We start from the raw sequence: 17204 nt of genomic DNA, 5'->3' as shown, positions 1-17204 counted from the left end.
GATGTTTACAAATTGCTAAAAATGCGATTGGTATTTCGCGTCCAAATCCTTGTGTTGGTGCAGTAATTGTGTATCAAAATAGAGTTATTGGTGAAGGTTTTACCTCAGATTACGGGCAAAATCATGCGGAGGTTAATGCTGTAAATTCAGTAAAAAATAAAACACTTTTAAAAGAAGCAACGATTTACGTAACGCTAGAACCTTGTTCGCATTTTGGTAAAACGCCACCTTGTGCAGATCTGTTGGTAAAACATCAATTTAGAAATGTAGTTATCGGTTGTGTAGACTCCAATATTTTAGTTGCGGGTAAAGGAATTGAGCGTTTAAGAAAGGCCGGAATTAATGTAATTGTAGGTGTTTTAGAGGCTGAATGCAAAGCACATCATAAACGATTTTTTACGGTTCAAGAGAAAAAGAGACCTTATATTATTCTAAAATGGGCAGAAACCAAAGATGGATTTGTAGCGCCCTTTAAAAGAAATGAGCAATCTCCCGTTTGGATTTCTAACAACTATGCACAACAATTAGTGCATAAGTTTAGAAGCGAAGAGCATGCCATTTTAGTTGGGACAAATACGGTAATTGCAGACAATCCTAAATTAAATATTAGAACTTGGTTTGGCAATAATCCTATACGTATTGTGCTAGATAAAAGTTTACGAATACCTAAAGAGGCAGCCGTTTTTAATGGAATTTTAAAAACAATTGTAATTACAGATGCGACAAGTTTAAAGCAGAAAGAAGGAAGTTTGAAATTAGAGCATTTTGGTCAGTTTGACCGAAGTAGAGAACTAATTTTTGAAACTATTAATTTTACTAAAAATATTGCTGGTCAAATTTGTGATGTTTTACAAAAACATCAAATTCAATCTGTACTTATTGAAGGAGGTACAATAACATTACAAACTTTTATCGATGCCAACTTATGGGATGAAGCAAACGTTTTTGTTGGTGAAACTTTTTTTAAAAACGGAATTAAAGCACCTGTTTTCTCTGCAATAATAACATCCGAAATAAAAATTAAAAACGACGTTTTAAAAAAATATACAAATGATTAAAAACATCATCTTCGATTTTGGAGATATTTTTATCAATTTAGATAAACAGGCAACTTATAAAGAAATGGCAAAATTAGGTGTCACTAAAATTTCTGATGAAATGATTGCTGTCTATCATCAATATGAAAAGGGTTTAATGACTACGGATGAATTTATTAATTTTTATCATGATAAATTCGGGATTAAAAAAGAAGATTTAGTATTCGCTTGGAATGCTATTTTGTTAGATTTTCCTAAAAAACGGTTAGACTTTTTAAAAGATTTAGCGGCAAGTAATAAATACAGATTATTTTTGTTGAGTAATACAAACGATTTACACATTAAATGGGTTCAAAGTTCTGTAGGAGAAGAGTTTTATAACGAATTTAAAAATAGTTTTGAGCAGTTTTATTTATCGCATGAAATTAATTTTAGAAAACCAGATTCAGAAATTTATGAATTTGTTTTAAATGAAAATAATTTAATTGCAGATGAAACTTTATTTGTAGACGATTTAAAAGAAAATACAGATTCAGCCAATAAATTAGGTATTCATGTTTGGAATTTAATTCCTGAAAAAGATGACGTTACCGAGCTATTTATCAAAAATAAAACAAATTGATTCACTTACTTTTAAGCATTCTTTTTTCAACAGGACTATTTGTTATTTTTAAATATTTTGGTATTTATAAAGTAGACATTCTAAAAGCAATTTTTGTAAATTATATTGTTGCTTTGACCTTAGGGTTTACCTTGGCCGAAAGAAGTTTTTCTATTACAGAACTACCTAATCAGCCTTGGTTTTATGGTGCTATTTTTTTAGGAGCTTTATTTGTTTCTATCTTTTTTGTAATGGCTAAAACGGCACAAATTAATGGAGTAGCAGTAACTTCTGTTGCCGGAAAAATGTCTGTGGTAATTCCGGTTTTTTTTGGCGTATTTCTGTACAATGAATCCGTTACTTTTTTAAAGATTTTAGGAATTTTTATTGCATTAGTTGCCGTTTATTTGGCATCTGTAAAAGAAGAAAAATCCATTCATAAAAATGCAGGTTTGTTATTTCCTGTTTTACTCTTTTTAGGATCAGGAGTTATTGATACAACGCTTAAATTTGTTGAGGTAAATTATGTAGAAAAAGAAGATGTTTCTGTTTTTTCTGGAAGTTTATTTGGTTGTGCAGCTTTCTTCGGATTGATTATTTTATCGATAAAAGCCATCAAAAAAAGAGAGCCTTTTGGTACGAGAAATGTTATTGCTGGTATTATTTTAGGTGTTCCTAATTATTTTTCTATCGTATTTTTAATAAAAGCATTACAAACAGATAGTTTTGAAAGTTCAACATTGTTTACTATTAATAATGTTGGTATTGTTGTAGTTTCTACTTTGATAGGGATTTTACTTTTTAAAGAACATTTTAGCTTTAAAAACAAAATTGGTGTTGGTTTGGCTATAGTTGGGATAGTAATTGTAGCTTTGGCTTAATGGAAGAAGATAGTTATAAAACGATTTTAAAAGCATCTAAAGAAACCCTTTTTAAAGAAAAAGGATCTAAGTTTTTTGGTTATGCATTTCCTGTTTTAAATGAAGAGGATGTAAAAGATTGTTTAGAAGAATTAAAAAAGAAACATCATTCTGCACGTCATTTTTGTTATGCGTATCAAATAGGAGTAGAGGATGTAAAGTATAGAGCAAATGATGACGGCGAGCCAAACAACTCTGCAGGATTGCCAATTTACGGACAAATACAGTCTTTTGAAGTTACGAACATTTTAATTGTTTCGGTGCGTTATTTTGGCGGCACAAAATTAGGGGTTGGTGGTTTAATTTCTGCTTATAAAACTTCTGCACAACTTACCTTAGAAGCATCAAAAATTTTAGAAAAAACAATTGATGTACATTTTAAATTGAATTTTGAATATGATTTAATGAACGCTGTTCAAAGAATTATCAAAGAAAAAAATTTAGAAATTACACATCAGAAATTAGAATTAGCCTGCGAGTATGTAATTTCCATCAGAAAAAAAGACGCACCTTCTATTTTTGAAATTTTTGAGAACTTGTATAAAGTGGATATTAAAGAGTTAGAATCCTAAGCTTTTTAACAAATAATCTGGACATCTGGTTGGTTTCATCGTTTTCATATTCATAAATGCCAAAACAGAACTTCCGGTACAAATAATTTCATTGTTTTGATTCGTAACTTTATAATCGAACTCAATTTTTACCAAGGGTTCTTTTTTTAGAAAAGTTTCGATGGTTAACACATCGTCATAAATTGCAGATTTAATAAAATTACAATTTAGAGAAATTACGGGTAACATTATTCCGCTAATTTCCATATCTTTGTACGTAACGCCTAGTTTACGTAACCATTCTGTTCTGCCCAATTCAAAATATTGTGCATAATTTCCGTGGTAAACTACTCCCATTTGATCAGTTTCAGAATATCGAACTCTAGTTTTTGTTGATGATTTTTTCAATAGGTTTAAACATTAAATTTTAAGCAGTCTACGGAAAAAAAAGTTAAGAATCAATAGCAATTTAGTTTTTTTATCCTGTTTTTTATTCACACTTTTGTATAGCTTTAGAAAAAGAGATTTTATCGGTGTTTTACACCAAAAATAAGAACCAAAGAACCTACTAAAATAATAAATGAGTTTCACTGCTGAATCCGTATGGACAGATTGTCTATCTTTTATAAAAGATAACATAAAGCCTCAAGCCTACAAAACGTGGTTTGAACCTATAAAACCTGTAAAGTTATCTGGAGAAGCATTGACTATTCAAGTGCCTAGTAAATTCTTTTATGAGTGGCTAGAAGAGCACTATATTAAATTATTACGTGTTGCATTAGTAAGACAATTAGGCAATGAAGCCAAATTGATTTACGATGTAAAAATGGAAAATAATTACAGTAGTAATAGACCACAAATTGTAAAAATTCCTAGTTCAAATAGAGATCCATTAAAACCACAAAGAGTTACTGTACCCATAGAATCTGGTAAAAGAGAATTAAGAAATCCTTTTATAATACCTGGTTTACAAAAGGTAAAAATAGAATCTCAATTAAATGCAAATTATAGTTTTGTTAATTTTATTGAAGGAGATTCTAATAGATTAGCACGTTCTGCAGGTATGGCAGTTGCTAACAAACCTGGTGGAACGTCTTTTAATCCATTATTAATTTATGGTGGTGTTGGTTTAGGTAAAACACATTTATCGCACGCTATTGGTGTTGATATTAAAGACAAATATCCAGACAAAACAGTTTTATATATTTCTTCAGAAAAATTTACGCAGCAATTTATAGATTCAGTAAAATCGAATACTAGAAATGATTTTATTCATTTCTATCAAATGATTGATGTTTTAATAATTGATGATGTACAATTCTTGTCTGGCAAAGCAGGCACACAAGATGTATTCTTTCATATTTTTAATCATTTACATCAAAATGGTAAGCAAGTAATTTTAACTTCGGATAAAGCGCCTGTAGACATGCAAGATATTGAGCAGCGTTTGTTATCTCGTTTTAAATGGGGATTATCCGCAGAATTACAAGCACCAGATTACGAAACTAGAATCTCTATTCTGCAAAATAAATTGTACAGAGATGGTGTAGAAATGCCAGAAGATATTGTAGAATATATTGCTAAAAATATTAAGTCTAACGTAAGAGAATTAGAAGGTGTTCTTATTTCTATGATTGCGCAAGCGTCTTTTAATAGAAGAGAATTTTCAGTAGAATTAGCAAAACAAATAGTAGATAAGTTTGTAAAAAACACCAAAAAAGAAGTTTCTATAGATTATATTCAAAAAGAAGTTTCTAAATATTTTGATATGGATGTTGCTACTTTACAATCTAAAACTAGAAAAAGACATATTGTACAAGCACGTCAATTAGCAATGTTTTTTGCAAAAAGGTTAACAAAAACATCTTTAGCAAGTATTGGTAATCAAATTGGTCAAAGAGACCATGCAACCGTTTTACACGCTTGTAAAACAGTAGATAACCTTACAGAAACAGACAAGCAATTTAGAAAATACGTTGACGATTTAACTAAGAAGTTAACGTTTTAAAATTTTTAATTTACAATGAAAAAAGTACTAATGGTTTGCTTGGGGAACATTTGTCGTTCGCCATTAGCAGAAGGACTTTTAGTTTCAAAAGTAAATGATGATGAAATTTTTGTAGATTCTGCTGGCACAGCAGCTTACCATATAGGGAAACTGCCTGACGAACGTTCTATTGAAGTTGCTAGAAAACACAGAATTGACATCACAAACCAAAGAGCTAGAAAATTTACAGTTAAAGATTTTGATATTTTTGATTTTATTTATGCCATGGATCAAAGCAATTATCAAAATATTTTGACCTTAGCAAGAAACCAAGTTGATAAGGGTAAAGTGCACTTAATTTTAAATGAAACACAACCAACTAAAAACGAATCTGTTCCTGATCCTTATTATGGCGGAAATCAAGGTTTTGAAAACGTGTATACAATGTTAAATGAGGCCTGTGAAATCATAGCAAATAAACTGTCTAAAATAAAATAAATACACTTTTTTATCAGAATAAATCTTTAAAATTAGTGTTTAAAATATATAAAATGATTGGTAAACTCTACTTAATTCCTACAACTTTAGGCGATACAGAACCTTTAGAAGTAATGCCTTTATCAGTAAAGAATGTAATAGAACAATTGGATTATTTTATTGTAGAAAATGAAAAGTCTGCTAGAAGGTTTATCAAAAAGATAGCACCAGAAAAAGAACAATCCTCTTTGCGAATTATGTCTTTAGATAAATATGCAGAAGAGATGGAAACTTTAAATTTTTTAGATGTTTGCCTAAAAGGAATTAATATTGGTTTATTATCGGACGCTGGCGTTCCTGCAATTGCAGATCCTGGGGCAAGTATGGTAAAGTTAGCACACCAAAAAAACATACAGGTTGTACCTTTAGTTGGTCCTTCATCCATTTTAATGGCAATGATGGGTTCTGGTATGAATGGTCAAAATTTTGCTTTTAACGGGTATTTACCAATTGATAAAAGTGAACGCAAAAATGCGATTAAAGATTTAGAGAAATTATCTAAAGATAAAAACCAGTCGCAAATTTTTATAGAAACACCGTATAGAAACGAAAAGATGTTTACGGAGTTAAAAGATACGTTAACACCAATTACTTATTTATGCATAGCAGCAGACATTACATTGCCAACCGAATATATTAAAACAATGATGGTAAAAGATTGGAAGCATCAAAAGCCAGATTTACACAAAAAACCAGCTATTTTTATAATTCAAAAGTAATTATGCTTTTGCGTTTTGATCTGCTTCAATAATAGAAAGGTCGTACCCAGCAAATTTTTTCAGATAGCTTTTAATAGTGGTTCCATAAGCATCAGAAAAACAATTGGTACCGTTACTGCGTAAAAAGTTTTTAACATTACCTGCGCCACTTAAATGAGCCGCTGCTAAAATACCTGATTCTGTAATTACAATACCGTTTATAGTTTTTCCTACAGATTGTTCAATATCATTTCTTAAAATCCACTTATTAACTTTACACAAAGCAATAAATGCTTTTTCTTGTAACTCAGGATTTCGTAAAAATTCTTTGGTGTTGTATATGTCTAATCGCTCTAAAGTTGTTCTTCCAAACTGGTATTTACCCAAATAACCTAAGCTATTTACTACGGTATATTTTCCTTGAGATTCTTTAACGGCTAGAGCTTGTTTAAAAGCGACAAAGTTTTTTTGTAAATATGGAATATTGTATTCTAAATACTTAGGATAAGAGACCGGTTTGGTCTTTTTTACTGTTGTTAAAGAAGTTGTACTTGCTAATACAATAATTGCACTACTTAAATATAAAAACTTTTTGAACACCATAAATTATCTATGCTTTCTATTTCGCGGTGCAAAACTATAACATAATTTTAAAGTAATTGACAATCAATATGTTAAAAAAATGAAAAATTATTGAAAATACTGGTTTTGATGGCTTTACTTATTAAATTCGGAGAACTATATCGTTTCTTTTTGTGAAAATGATAAGTAAACAGTATTTAATTAACAATTAGATTGTTATCTATTTACGCCTTGTTTATTCATCCAAACATGATATTTAGCAGCATTATTATTATGTTGAGCAAGTGTTTTTGCAAAAGCATGAAAACCTATTTTTTCAACACTGGCGCACATGTACATGTAATTATGAGTGTCTGGATTTAAAACTGCATCAATACTTGAAATATCTGGCATAGCAATTAAAGTAGGAGGTAATCCTTTATTTTTATAGGTATTATAAGGTGAGTCTATTTCTAAATCTGCTGTTAAAACTCTTTTTACGGCATAATCTTGACCTTTTATCTCTCTAATGCTATAAATAACCGTTGGATCTGCTTGCAAAGGCCAACCATCTTTTAGCCTATTTAAATACAAGCCAGCAACAATTGGACGCTCGGAGTTTTTAGCAGTTTCTTTTTGAACGATCGATGCTAAAGCAATAACTTGCTCTTTAGTCATCTTTAATTTTTTTGCTTTTTCTAATCTTGATATTGTCCAAAAACGATGGTATTCTGTTAATAATTTATCTCTTAATCCGTTTGCAGATACGTTCCAATAAATTTGATAACTATTAGGTATACATATTTGCAAGACTGATTTCTTAGTAAGCTTATTTTCTGATAAAAAACCAGTATCTGTAAAAGAATTTAGGATAGAAAGGGAATCAACTTCTAATTGTTCTGCTATTCTACCAGCAAATTTTTCTAAAGTATCTTGATTGTTAAAAGATAAACTTAGCGCGGTTTGATTACCAATTCTTAACATGTTAACAAGTTCATTGTTAGACATGCCTTCTTTTAAAAGATACCTTCCACTTTTAGGTTTCGAAAAGTTTTTTTGTGCAGCAACTAATAAAAAAGTACTTGGGTTTTTAGAATAATCAGCTAGTTTGTCTTTAACATCTAATAAACTGTCTGTAGCATATACAAAAAGTACCATGTCCTTAGTAATTGCTTTTCCAAATATTCTTTGATAATAGTTGTAACCTATAATTGCACCAATTAAAAAGATGGTAGCTATAACTGTGTAAATAAATTTTTTATTCAAGGGTTTTTAATTTTTTTAAGTTTTGCAAAACTACTCATTTATCAACTGAAATAAAACTTCATCCTTAAATTTTCCTTCGGATGAAATCCAATCTTTTTTAACACCAATTTTTACAAAGTTATGCTTTTTAAATAACGCTAAACTTTTCTCATTAGTGATTATAATATTTGCATACAATTGATGCAATTGCAAATGCGTAAAAGAATAATTTATTAAAAGAGACAGAGCTTCGGATGCAAAACCTTTTTTTTGAAAATCAGGATGAATTAAAACTCCAACTCCGGCTCTTTTGTGTTGTGGATTAAAATCAAACAAATCAATCATTCCTAATTGTTTTTTTGTTGATTTATCTTCAATAAGTAAACGCAGTTGTTTGCTTTCGTAAATATCTAAATGGGCATTTTCTAAATACTGTTTTAAAATATACCTTGAAAAAGGCTTTTGTGTATGGCTTACTTCCCAAAAGAATTCGTTATTTTCTATTTGATATAGAAATTCTAAATCTTCTGGTTCTAGCGCTCTTAAATTTATATGTTCTCCTAAAAGTGTTCTCATTATATCGTTATACTTCCTTTAAAAACAAATTCAGCGGGTCCTTTTAAATATACATTTTTATAAATACCATTTTCTACTGTAAACGAAACTTCTAAAATACCACCTTCTACGGGCAAAGAAATTAAGTTACTTTTTGTTTTATTCGTTATATGCATGGCAATGGCAACAGCTGTAACTCCTGTTCCGCAGGCTAAAGTTTCGTCTTCAACACCTTTTTCATAGGTTCGTACTCTAAAAGTAGATTCATCTATTTGCTGAACAAAATTGACATTACTTCCTGGATCTTTATAGCTATTTCTTATTTTCTTGCCCTTTTCGAAGACAGGATACTCATTTAAATCAGCAACCAATTCTACATGATGTTGTGTACCTGTATATGCAAAAACTGAATTTTCACTCACTTTTATTTCATCAACATTAATCATTTTAAGAGAAATAATGCTGTTTTTAATTGTGGCAAAATGTTCACCATCAAAAGCTATAAAAGTAGTTTCTGTATCAATAATGTTTAAATGTTTTGCAAAAGCAACAGCACATCGTCCGCCGTTTCCGCAAAAAGTTTCACTTCCATCGGCATTAAAGTAGGTCATTTTAAAATCGAATTTGTTATCATTTTCGATTAAAATAATTCCGTCTGCACCAACACCAAAATGTCTGTCTGCTAAATAAGAAATAATTTTAATATTCTCTTTTGGAAATGTTTTTGTTCTGTTATCTATCATCACAAAATCATTTCCGGTTCCTTGATATTTGTAAAAAGTCAAATCCATAGTACAAATATACTAATTTCAAGAGTAAAACAAGTTTGTTAAAACGTGGTTAAAATCCGTTAAAACTAAGTTAAACAGATTTTTTAAAAAAGTTTAAACTGTATATTTGATTAAATAATAATTAAAAATTTAGAATTATGAAGAAATTTTTTGGTTTATTAGGAATGGCAATTTTGGGTGGCGCAATTACTTTAGGTGGATACAAAATGCTATTTAATGACAATGTAATTATTGAAAGATCTGTGCCAGAAGGTATGCAGACGGTTCAAACCAACTACAACCCAGCTTATAATAATTCAACCGCAATTGGTGCTGCATCAATTGATTTTACCTTTGCAGCAGAAAAATCTTTAAATGCAGTTGTTCACGTTAAAAATACAACAACTAGAACACAAGCAAATCCTTTAGATCTTTTTTTCGGAAGTGGAAATGGCGCAAGAAAGTACGAACAAGTTGGTACAGGTAGTGGTGTCATTATTTCTTCGGATGGTTACATAGTAACAAACAATCATGTTATTGATAGTGCAAACGAAATTGAAATCACTTTAAATAATAAGAAAAAATACAAAGCAAAATTAATAGGTACTGATAAGGATAACGACATTGCCTTGTTAAAAGTTGATGCAGAAATGGATTTACCATATGTGCCTTTTGCAGATTCTGATGCTATAAAAGTAGGAGAATGGGTTTTGGCGGTAGGTAATCCATATAATTTAACATCTACAGTAACTGCAGGAATTGTAAGTGCAAAAGGTAGAGATTTAGAAGGCAACTCGGCAATTGATTCTTTTATACAAACAGATGCCGCTGTAAATCCAGGAAATAGTGGAGGCGCTTTGGTAAATACAAGAGGAGAATTAGTTGGTATTAATACTGCAATTTCTTCTAAAACAGGTTCTTTTGTTGGGTATTCATTTGCTGTTCCATCAAATATTGCAAAAAAAGTAATCGACGATTTGTTAGAATTTGGTTCTGTACAAGAGGCTGTAATTGGTATTCGTTTTTCGCCAATGGATAACGATAAAGTTGAAGGAGTAAAAATCTTAGCAGTTGAAGAAAATCAAGGTGCTGCTAAAGCTGGACTTAAAGAAAATGATATTATTGTAAAAGTAAATAACGTAGATATTACTAAATTCTCTGAATTAAGAGGTCAATTAACCGCAAAAAGACCAGGAGAATCTGTAAATATTACGGTGAATAGAAATGGTGAATTAGTAACCAAAAGTGTAAAACTAAGTAAAAAAGAAAAAAGGTTTATTTCAAACGCGTTTAAATGGGAATTACAAGATTTATCAAAAAGTGAGTTGAAAAAAAATGAGATCAAATACGGAGTTAAGATTATTGAAACAGGAGAAAATGATTCTAAAAATAGTTTAAAAAATTTCATCATCACAAAAATTAACGATGAAGAAGTAGAAACAGCAGAAGAAGCCGTAAAACTATTAGAAAGCGTTGCTCAAAGTAGATATTCTATTGTTCTAGAAATGATCAATACAAGTGGTAAAAAAGAAATGTTGCGTTTTAGATAATAACTCAACATAATTTAATAAACAAGAATCCTGACTTAAAATATCAGGATTTTTTATATGTAAAAGTTTTATACGAAATCGATTTCGTATTTTCAAAAAAAGAAATACTTTTGCAAATATTAAAAACTACGAACACATTTATGTCAACAAATTTAGATTACGAAAAAGAAGTTGCTTTACAAGCAAAAACAAGAAGAGCTACTATTAAATTTATAAATATTGTAAATGATTTATGGTATGATAAATCGATAGAATTAGTATTGTTTAGAAATCCATTAGTAGACAAAAGAGCTAGTGAAGTTTTAACTTTAATTAATTACGCTAAAGAGTTTGTAAACAAACCAATTACAATTATTGATGCTTTAAATATTGCAAAAGCGATACAAAAAATAGATTTACCATCATCAAAATTAGATATTGGTAAATTAGCGTATGAGTGTCATTTAAATCCTAAAGTATGTGTAGATAAAGTTGCATTTGTTACCAAACAATTAAAAAATGTAACCGAATTTAAAAACATCACTCCAAAAGATGTCGTTTTATATGGTTTTGGTAGAATTGGGCGTTTATTAGCAAGAGAGTTAATGACAAAAATGGGTAAAGGATCTCAATTGCGTTTAAGAGCAGTTGTAACCCGTGGCGAAATTACACAAGCTATTTTAGACAAAAGAGCCTCTTTATTAAAGGTAGACTCTGTTCATGGAGATTTTTTAGGAACTGTAGAAACAGATATAGAACACAAAGCTTTAATTATAAACGGAACAACCGTTTTTATGATTTCTGCAAATAACCCAGAAGAAATAGATTACACAGCATATAATATTAATGACGCATTAATTATAGACAATACAGGCGCTTTTAGAAATGATGTTGAATTAAGTAGACATTTAAAATCTAAAGGAGCAAGTAAAGTTTTAATAACTGCACCGGCAAAAGGAGTTCCAAATATCGTGCATGGTGTAAATCATAAATTATACAACCCAGATAAAGTAGCTATTTTTTCGGCAGCATCTTGCACTACCAACGCAATTACGCCTATTTTAAAGGTTTTAGAAGATAATTTTGGAATTAAAAAAGGACATTTAGAAACGATTCACGCATATACAAACGACCAGAATTTGGTAGATAATATGCACAGTAAATCGAGAAGAGGAAGAGCTGCAGCATTAAATATGGTAATTACGGAAACTGGTGCAGGCGCAGCAGTTTCAAAAGCAATACCAGCATTAGAAGGTAAATTAACATCGAATGCAATTAGAGTTCCAGTACCAAACGGATCTTTAGCTATTTTAAGTTTACAATTGCGAGTACCAGTAACCAGAGATGCAGTAAATTCGATTGTAAAAAAATATGCTTTAGAAGGCGATTTGGTAGAGCAAATAAAATATTCTATTGACAAAGAGTTGGTTTCGTCAGACGTTATTGGCACAACTGCTCCGTCAATTTTCGATAGCACAGCAACCATTGCAGATAAAGAAACTATTGTAATTTATGTATGGTATGATAATGAATATGGGTATTCTCACCAAGTAATGCGTTTGGCAAAACACATTGCAAAAGTTAGAAGATTTACGTATTACTAGGATATTAACTTTTATAAATTATAGTAAAGCTCAAATCATTTTTTTGTTTTGGGCTTTATCTTTTTAGAAGCTATTTCCTGCTTTCCATTCTATCTTTTTTATGAAAAATAAAAAAGGATGCCATTTCAATCAGGGCTATACTTGTTTGCTAACTTTTAGCAGTAATTAGAAACTTTTTTTTTCTCTGTTTCTATTAAAACAACAAACCCTTTAAGTTTATATAAAAACTTAAAGGGTTTAAAAAAATTTCCTCTTTCACTAAAAGGTTTAAATTCTATTTCTAATCGTTTAAAATAAGAGAATTATTCTTCCTCAAAAAGTTCAATAGTGGCTTCAAACTCATCACTTAAAAATTCGTTTTTACCCATCCAATAATCTGAAGTAATCATGCTATATTGATTTTCATTTTTATGTAATTCCCAGATAACGTCATTTGCTTCTTCAAAGGCCTCTTCTGCAAGAATTTGACTTCCAAATAATCTATTTGCAACATTACTTTTAGTTAAGTTTTGAGCAAAACATTTTAGAACAATTTCTTTTGTTATTGTTTTTTCAGCATTTTTAATAGGTGTAATTTCAAAATCTACAATCGTTGCTTCTATATTTGGAAATTTACCATTAAAAGCACTGTACAATAATTGATTGATAGAAAATAAATCTTTGTGTAACCAAATTTCTGGATATTCTTCAGATATTTTATCTAACAACATTTCATTAGAAAGTTGATCAATTTGGCCTTCGTTTAAATGTTCAGACAATTTATAGTCTAAAACAATGGCAGCAGCTTCGTTGGTTTCATAATCTGTAATTGCCATAAACAGAAGTTCTTGCAATTCTTTAATATCAGTACTTTCTGCATCAGCAAAACCAAATTTATCTAAAAGTTGTTTAAAATCATCAATATTCCAATACTGAGGAAGTGTGTTAACTGTAGCGATTTTATGTATTTTTATAGTGTATTTCATTAATTAATATTCATTTTTGATTTATCATAAATGTACAAAATTTCAACATTAAAAAAGATTTTTTTTAAAATAATAATAATTGTTTCATAAAAAGTAATTTCATTAATGTATCTTTTTGTGTTTCTTTTAAGTAGAAAATAAATGATCATTTTCTTATTTATAACTTAGGTTATGGGATGCTTCTTTTTCTAATAAAATCAACTCTTTTTATTACAAAATGTTCAATTATTGTTCTATTTTTGAGTTAAATTCATATAAGATTAGTTATCCAGTTTTTTTTCGTTTTTAGAAATCTTAAAATGAAGCCTTTTACCAAATTTCAAGCAAAAAATTAATGACCGTTCAAGAAAAAATAAATGCACTTAGAGAAGAATTAAACAACCACAATTATAATTATTATGTGTTGGATAATGCTTTAATTACAGATTTTGATTTTGATGTGAAAATTAAAGAATTAGAAAAATTGGAAATAGAAAATCCAGCATTTTTCGATTCAAATTCACCAACACAAAGAGTAGGAGGAGAAATTACCAAAAACTTTGAAACAGTTGCACATTTAAATAGAATGTATTCTTTAGATAATTCATATTCGAAAGAAGATTTGTTAGATTGGGAAAAACGTGTTCAAAAAATGCTAGGAACATCCGAAGTAAAATATTCATGCGAACTAAAGTTTGATGGAGCTTCTATAAACTTAACCTATGAAAACAGTCAGTTTATAAAAGCAGTTACCAGAGGAGATGGTTTTCAGGGCGATGATGTAACTAATAATGTAAAAACAATATTATCAATTCCGTTATCAATAACAAAAGACTTCGTTTCTAATTTTGAAATGCGTGGAGAAATCATTTTGCCATTACATGGTTTTAATAAAATGAACGAAGAACGTGTTGAAAACGGAGATGAAGAATATAGAAATCCTAGAAATACCGCAAGCGGAAGTTTAAAATTACAAGACAGTGCAGAAGTTGCAAGACGACCTTTAGATTGTTTGTTGTATCAAGTTGTAACATCAGAAAGAAAATATAAAACGCATTTTGAAAGTTTAGAAAATGCAAGAAAAGCAGGATTTAAAGTTCCAGATACAATTGCTTTGGCAACTTCTATTGATAAAGTTTTCGATTTTGTAAATTATTGGGATGTAAAACGTCACGATTTACCTTATGAAACCGATGGTGTTGTAATAAAAGTAAACAATCTACAACAACAAGAAGAATTAGGTTATACAGCAAAAGCGCCAAGATGGGCAATTGCATATAAATTTAAAGCAGAACAAGTTTCAACAATTTTAAATGAAATTACCTACCAAGTTGGCAGAACTGGAGCAATAACGCCTGTTGCAAATTTAGAACCAGTGCAATTAGCAGGAACTACTGTAAAACGGGCTTCTTTGCACAATGCAGATCAAATAGAAAAATTAGATATTAGAGTACGAGATACCGTTTTTGTAGAAAAAGGCGGAGAAATTATTCCAAAAATAATTGCTGTCGATTTTACCAAACGTCTAGAAAACTCTGAACCTACAAAATATGCAACAAATTGTCCTGAATGTAATACAGAATTAGTTAGAACAGAGGGCGACGCAAAACATTATTGCCCAAATGAGTTTGGCTGTGCTCCACAAATTACTGGAAGAATTCAGCATTTCATCAGCAGAAAAGCAATGGATATTGAAGGTTTAGGCGGCGAAACTGTTGATTTGTTGCGCAAAGAAGGACTTATAGAAAACTACGCAGATTTGTACGATTTAAAAGTTGAGCAAGTAATCCCGTTAGAAAGAATGGCAGAAAAGTCTGCACAAAACATGATTGACGGTATTTTAAAATCAAAAAATATTCCTTTTGAAAAAGTATTATTTGCACTTGGTATTCGTTTTGTAGGAGAAACGGTAGCGAAGAAACTAGCAAAGCATTTTAAATCGATTGATAAATTAATGACATCAGATTTTGAGACCTTAATTACTGTAGACGAAATTGGCGATAGAATTGCGCAAAGTATACTTGATTTTTCATCCAATTTAGGAAACATTCAATTGATAAATCGGTTAAAATTGCACGGACTTCAATTAGAAGTTTCTGCTGCAAGTATAGAAAATCAAACAAATAAATTAGAAGGGCAAGTTTTTGTGGTTTCTGGCGTTTTCCATCAAATGAGTAGAGAAGAACTTAAAAAAGCAATCGAAGATAATGGTGGTAAAGTAAGTACTTCAATTTCAAAAAAGACAAATTTTATTATTGCGGGCGATAATATGGGGCCAAGTAAGTTAACAAAAGCCCAAGATTTAGGAGTAGAAATAATTTCTGAACAAGATTTTATAAATAAGATTAATTAAAATTTTAAAAAGTAAGCTAAGTTTTCTAGTTCATTACTATTAAAAAATTAAGTTTATGAGTTCTTTACGTCATCCAAAAAATAAGAATATTTGAAAAAATTACTATACATATATATAATGATATACTCTTTTGGGGTTTTAGCCCAGAAAAGAGCCATAGATTCTTTGCCTAAAAATATAGAAGACTATGTTTTGGTAAAACCAGGAGACACGTTAACCATACAATTAAATGAATTTTCAATTATACCAAAGCAAAAATTTAATTCTAAAGAAGATATTCGATATTATTTATGGTTCCGCAGAAAAGTTTTAAAAGTGTATCCATATGCAAAATTAGCGTCGGAAAGATTAGATACCTTAAACAATAGGTTAGAGAAAATAGAATCTAAAAGCAAAAGACGAACGTATACCAAGTTAATTCAGAAATATATAGAAGGTGAGTTTACAGATCAAATAAAAAAAATGACCAGAACAGAAGGTCGTATTTTAATAAAACTCATTCACCGTCAAACAGGAGAAACCGCTTTTAATAATATAAAAGGATTAAGAAGTGGTTGGAAAGCTTTTTGGTACAACACAACTGCAAACGTTTTTAAGTTATCTTTAAAAGATGAATATCATCCAGAATCTGTAAATGAAGATTATTTAATAGAAGATATTTTACAAAGAGCATTTCAAGATGGTGTTTTAAAAAAGCAACAGGCAAAGTTAAATTTCAATTTTCAGAAAGTTATTACAGTAAGAAAAGCAGAAATTAACGTTGAGAAATATAAGAAGATGTTTGCAAAGCAGAAAAAGAAGAGCGAAAAGAAAAATAAGAATTAGAATTTAAGTATCCTTTGGGTGTTTCCACGCTTATTGGCGTGGTCGGGCTTTTCATTATATCTTTTTATGCAGAATTTAAACATACAGTTGATTATGCATTAAAATCAGTAAAAAGTATATTATATTCTATAACTAGTAAAGTCAAGCATAAAAAGGATGCCATTTCAATCCCTAACACAAAGTCGCTAAAATTTAAAAGAAGTAAGAGACTATATTTAAGAGTACTTTTTGCATATAATTTATGCTATTCACAGATAGTTTCATAATATGAAATCATTTCTTCCGTGTTATTATTCGTTAAAGTAAGTGTAACACTTAATATTCATAAATAAAATTATACTTTAAAAGTTATGTTTTATAACATTACTTATTTAAAGAATCGAATAAAATTGCATTATTTAATTAAACTTATTGTGTTCAGGAAAAAATAAAGAAAACATTTTAACATTTAATAATCTAAAAAACATATAGTTAGGTCGTTTTTTTA

17 protein-coding genes are annotated in these 17204 nt (G+C 29.7%); 11 read left to right on the top strand and 6 right to left on the bottom strand.

Translation table 11 applies throughout. From position 1 onward, the window contains the following. The first annotated feature begins 26 nt into the window (after positions 1 to 26). The 4 genes from ribD to BTO16_RS07030 are packed head-to-tail and all read left to right on the top strand — an operon-like array spanning position 27 to position 3130. Positions 27 to 1058, top strand: coding sequence for a bifunctional diaminohydroxyphosphoribosylaminopyrimidine deaminase/5-amino-6-(5-phosphoribosylamino)uracil reductase RibD (ribD, locus tag BTO16_RS07045; protein ID WP_407675517.1), 1032 nt, complete (start codon positions 27 to 29; stop codon positions 1056 to 1058). Further along, positions 1051 to 1659: an HAD-IA family hydrolase gene (locus BTO16_RS07040; RefSeq protein WP_105020913.1), complete on the top strand. Its 609-nt coding sequence runs from the start codon at positions 1051 to 1053 to the stop codon at positions 1657 to 1659. Before ribD ends, BTO16_RS07040 begins: the two co-directional genes overlap by 8 nt. Then, positions 1656 to 2519 (top strand): EamA family transporter, encoded by an 864-nt coding sequence (locus tag BTO16_RS07035; protein ID WP_105020912.1) that lies wholly within the window; start codon positions 1656 to 1658, stop codon positions 2517 to 2519. The genes BTO16_RS07040 and BTO16_RS07035 overlap by 4 nt, the downstream gene beginning before the upstream one ends. Beyond that, positions 2519 to 3130 carry an IMPACT family protein gene (locus BTO16_RS07030; RefSeq protein ID WP_105020911.1) on the top strand — a complete coding sequence of 204 codons (612 nt, stop codon included), beginning with the start codon at positions 2519 to 2521 and terminating at the stop codon, positions 3128 to 3130. The genes BTO16_RS07035 and BTO16_RS07030 overlap by 1 nt, the downstream gene beginning before the upstream one ends. On the opposite strand, the gene BTO16_RS07025 is transcribed toward BTO16_RS07030, so the two are convergent. Beyond that, on the bottom strand, positions 3119 to 3517 hold the full coding sequence (locus BTO16_RS07025) for an acyl-CoA thioesterase (RefSeq protein ID WP_105020910.1): 399 nt from the start codon (positions 3515 to 3517) through the stop codon (positions 3119 to 3121). The genes BTO16_RS07030 and BTO16_RS07025 overlap by 12 nt on opposite strands. A gap of 172 nt (positions 3518 to 3689) precedes the next feature. On the opposite strand from BTO16_RS07025, the gene dnaA reads away from it, so the two are divergent. From dnaA to BTO16_RS07010, 3 genes are read left to right on the top strand one after another with little or no spacing between them, the layout of a single operon-like run. Beyond that, a complete protein-coding gene (gene dnaA, locus BTO16_RS07020) occupies positions 3690 to 5117 on the top strand; it encodes a chromosomal replication initiator protein DnaA (protein WP_105020909.1) in 1428 nt (475 codons plus the stop codon). A 15-nt stretch (positions 5118 to 5132) separates the two neighbouring features. After that, complete coding sequence (locus tag BTO16_RS07015; protein WP_105020908.1) at positions 5133 to 5594, top strand: low molecular weight protein-tyrosine-phosphatase; 462 nt, start codon at positions 5133 to 5135, stop codon at positions 5592 to 5594. A gap of 53 nt (positions 5595 to 5647) precedes the next feature. After that, positions 5648 to 6352, top strand: a complete 705-nt coding sequence (locus BTO16_RS07010; protein ID WP_105020907.1) for an SAM-dependent methyltransferase — start codon at positions 5648 to 5650, stop codon at positions 6350 to 6352. On the opposite strand, the gene BTO16_RS07005 is transcribed toward BTO16_RS07010, so the two are convergent. From BTO16_RS07005 to dapF, 4 genes are all read right to left on the bottom strand, one after another. Beyond that, positions 6353 to 6934, bottom strand: coding sequence for a peptidoglycan-binding protein LysM (locus BTO16_RS07005; protein WP_105020906.1), 582 nt, complete (start codon positions 6932 to 6934; stop codon positions 6353 to 6355). Positions 6935 to 7129: 195 nt separating this feature from the next. After that, on the bottom strand, positions 7130 to 8158 hold the full coding sequence (mltG, locus tag BTO16_RS07000) for an endolytic transglycosylase MltG (protein WP_105020905.1): 1029 nt from the start codon (positions 8156 to 8158) through the stop codon (positions 7130 to 7132). Positions 8159 to 8188: 30 nt separating this feature from the next. Further along, entirely contained in the window at positions 8189 to 8713 is a 525-nt protein-coding gene (locus BTO16_RS06995) for a GNAT family N-acetyltransferase (RefSeq protein WP_105020904.1), read from the bottom strand. Beyond that, positions 8713 to 9483, bottom strand: coding sequence for a diaminopimelate epimerase (dapF, locus tag BTO16_RS06990; protein WP_105020903.1), 771 nt, complete (start codon positions 9481 to 9483; stop codon positions 8713 to 8715). Before dapF ends, BTO16_RS06995 begins: the two co-directional genes overlap by 1 nt. A 137-nt stretch (positions 9484 to 9620) precedes the next feature. Between dapF and BTO16_RS06985 the strand changes: the two genes are divergently transcribed. Both BTO16_RS06985 and BTO16_RS06980 read left to right on the top strand, forming a co-directional pair. Further along, on the top strand, positions 9621 to 11012 hold the full coding sequence (locus tag BTO16_RS06985; RefSeq protein ID WP_105020902.1) for a S1C family serine protease: 1392 nt from the start codon (positions 9621 to 9623) through the stop codon (positions 11010 to 11012). Positions 11013 to 11152: 140 nt separating this feature from the next. Then, positions 11153 to 12595 (top strand): glyceraldehyde-3-phosphate dehydrogenase, encoded by a 1443-nt coding sequence (locus BTO16_RS06980; protein WP_105020901.1) that lies wholly within the window; start codon positions 11153 to 11155, stop codon positions 12593 to 12595. Between the two features lie 302 nt (positions 12596 to 12897). Here BTO16_RS06980 and BTO16_RS06975 read toward each other — a convergent pair whose 3' ends face one another. Further along, a complete protein-coding gene (locus BTO16_RS06975) occupies positions 12898 to 13560 on the bottom strand; it encodes a hypothetical protein (protein WP_105020900.1) in 663 nt (220 codons plus the stop codon). A 334-nt stretch (positions 13561 to 13894) separates the two neighbouring features. On the opposite strand from BTO16_RS06975, the gene ligA reads away from it, so the two are divergent. Continuing rightward, positions 13895 to 15892 (top strand): NAD-dependent DNA ligase LigA, encoded by a 1998-nt coding sequence (gene ligA, locus BTO16_RS06970; protein ID WP_105020899.1) that lies wholly within the window; start codon positions 13895 to 13897, stop codon positions 15890 to 15892. 90 nt (positions 15893 to 15982) lie between these two features. Beyond that, on the top strand, positions 15983 to 16717 hold the full coding sequence (locus BTO16_RS06965) for a DUF4294 domain-containing protein (protein WP_245892015.1): 735 nt from the start codon (positions 15983 to 15985) through the stop codon (positions 16715 to 16717). The last annotated feature ends 487 nt before the right edge of the window (positions 16718 to 17204 follow it).

Source organism: Polaribacter glomeratus, from assembly GCF_002954665.1.
Lineage (GTDB): Bacteria > Bacteroidota > Bacteroidia > Flavobacteriales > Flavobacteriaceae > Polaribacter > Polaribacter glomeratus.
The sequence above is the reverse complement of the archived record's forward strand: the minus strand, read 5'-3'. Positions and strand labels throughout refer to the sequence as shown.

What these genes read in the sequence shown, in the direction of transcription:
- ligA (WP_105020899.1), top strand. Translation starts at nt 13,895, where the DNA reads ATGACCGTTCAAGAAAAAATAAATGCACTTAGAGAAGAATTAAACAAC.
- BTO16_RS06985 (WP_105020902.1), top strand. Translation starts at nt 9,621, where the DNA reads ATGAAGAAATTTTTTGGTTTATTAGGAATGGCAATTTTGGGTGGCGCA.
- BTO16_RS07015 (WP_105020908.1), top strand. Translation starts at nt 5,133, where the DNA reads ATGAAAAAAGTACTAATGGTTTGCTTGGGGAACATTTGTCGTTCGCCA.
- BTO16_RS07005 (WP_105020906.1), bottom strand. Translation starts at nt 6,934, where the DNA reads ATGGTGTTCAAAAAGTTTTTATATTTAAGTAGTGCAATTATTGTATTA.
- dnaA (WP_105020909.1), top strand. Translation starts at nt 3,690, where the DNA reads ATGAGTTTCACTGCTGAATCCGTATGGACAGATTGTCTATCTTTTATA.
- dapF (WP_105020903.1), bottom strand. Translation starts at nt 9,483, where the DNA reads ATGGATTTGACTTTTTACAAATATCAAGGAACCGGAAATGATTTTGTG.
- BTO16_RS07040 (WP_105020913.1), top strand. Translation starts at nt 1,051, where the DNA reads ATGATTAAAAACATCATCTTCGATTTTGGAGATATTTTTATCAATTTA.
- BTO16_RS06995 (WP_105020904.1), bottom strand. Translation starts at nt 8,713, where the DNA reads ATGAGAACACTTTTAGGAGAACATATAAATTTAAGAGCGCTAGAACCA.
- BTO16_RS06980 (WP_105020901.1), top strand. Translation starts at nt 11,153, where the DNA reads ATGTCAACAAATTTAGATTACGAAAAAGAAGTTGCTTTACAAGCAAAA.
- BTO16_RS07030 (WP_105020911.1), top strand. Translation starts at nt 2,519, where the DNA reads ATGGAAGAAGATAGTTATAAAACGATTTTAAAAGCATCTAAAGAAACC.
- BTO16_RS06975 (WP_105020900.1), bottom strand. Translation starts at nt 13,560, where the DNA reads ATGAAATACACTATAAAAATACATAAAATCGCTACAGTTAACACACTT.
- BTO16_RS07010 (WP_105020907.1), top strand. Translation starts at nt 5,648, where the DNA reads ATGATTGGTAAACTCTACTTAATTCCTACAACTTTAGGCGATACAGAA.